We start from the raw sequence: 1341 nt of genomic DNA, 5'->3' as shown, positions 1-1341 counted from the left end.
TGGTGCTAGAATATAAATAGTACAAGTCAAAATGAGAATTCCTAATCTAATATTTCATGGTACAATGTAGGTACCGCACTGAAGGAGGATCTCATTATGGCAAAGCACTATGACAAACAGTTTAAACTGGATGCAGTCCAGTATTATCATGATCACAGAGACTTAGGACTGCAGGGCTGTGCATCAAATTTAGGAATCAGTCAACAAACATTATCACGCTGGCAAAAGGAGCTACGTGAGACAGGTGATATCGAATGCCGTGGTTCCGGTAATTATGCTTCTGATGAAGCAAAAGAAATCGCACGATTAAAACGTGAACTTCGTGATGCACAGGACGCTCTTGATGTACTAAAAAAAGCAATCAACATTCTGGGAAAATGACGGAAGCCATTTATCTCGAAGTTGCTGAGAAGGCAGAAACTGCCCATAAGGCTGGACGCCGGGTTTCTGTCTCCGGAATGTTGAAATATCTCGGCGTTTCCCGTTCTGGTTACCGTGCATGGCTAAAACATGTTCCTTCAAACGCTGAACAGCGTCGTGAAACGGTAAAAGCCAAAATCAAGGATATTTATGATGAATCAAAACAGAATTACGGTGCCCCAAAGATTACCAAAGAACTGCGAAAATCAGGGGAAATAATCTCTGAACGTACAGTTGGTAAATACATGAGGCAAATGGGAATCAAAGCACAATGGGTAAAACCATGGACTATTACCACAAAAGATTCTGACTTCAGTAGCGAATTGCAAAATATCCTTGATGAACAGTTTAATCCGGAACGCCCAAATGCTGTCTGGTGTTCTGATATCACATATATCTGGACGATAGACGGATTTGTTTATCTAACCAGTATTATGGATTTATATTCCAGAAAAATCATTGCCTGGACACTTTCTAAAACACTGGAAGTATCCTGCGTGATTGAAACAATAAATAAAGCTAAAGCAAGACGTAAAATCGAAGAACCATTGATTCTGCATTCCGATCGTGGCAGCCAGTATGTATCCAAAGAATACAAGAGGATAACTGCCGGTATACAGTGTAGCTATTCGAAAAAAGCTTATCCTTGGGACAACGCATGTATTGAATCATTCCATTCATTGATCAAACGTGAATGGCTGAACCGCTTCAAAATCCGCGATTATGATCATGCGTACCGATTGGTCTTCGAATATCTGGAAGCATTCTACAATACAAAACGTATTCATAGCCATTGTGACTATATGTCTCCAAATGATTATGAAGAACTGTATCGTAGAATCTAGAAAGACGAATTGCTGATGGCAAGTTAAGATGAGGAAAACCTCATTTTAACTTGTACTAAATCTTGACATAGGACCA

2 protein-coding genes are annotated in these 1341 nt (G+C 39.7%); both read left to right on the top strand.

The window, feature by feature from the left end:
* Positions 1–96: 96 nt before the first annotated feature.
* The gene (locus ACTNEW_RS16230) at positions 97–381 is read left to right on the top strand and encodes a transposase (RefSeq protein ID WP_009245215.1); all 285 of its coding nucleotides are present in this window, start codon (positions 97–99) and stop codon (positions 379–381) included.
* Entirely contained in the window at positions 378–1265 is an 888-nt protein-coding gene (locus ACTNEW_RS16225; RefSeq protein ID WP_441062847.1) for an IS3 family transposase, read from the top strand. The genes ACTNEW_RS16230 and ACTNEW_RS16225 overlap by 4 nt, the downstream gene beginning before the upstream one ends.
* Positions 1266–1341: the final 76 nt, after the last annotated feature.

Source organism: Blautia sp. HCP3S3_G3, from assembly GCF_052063365.1.
Classification (GTDB): domain Bacteria; phylum Bacillota; class Clostridia; order Lachnospirales; family Lachnospiraceae; genus Blautia_A.
Note: the sequence above shows the minus strand (reverse complement) of the source record. Positions and strands in the feature narration are given on the sequence as shown.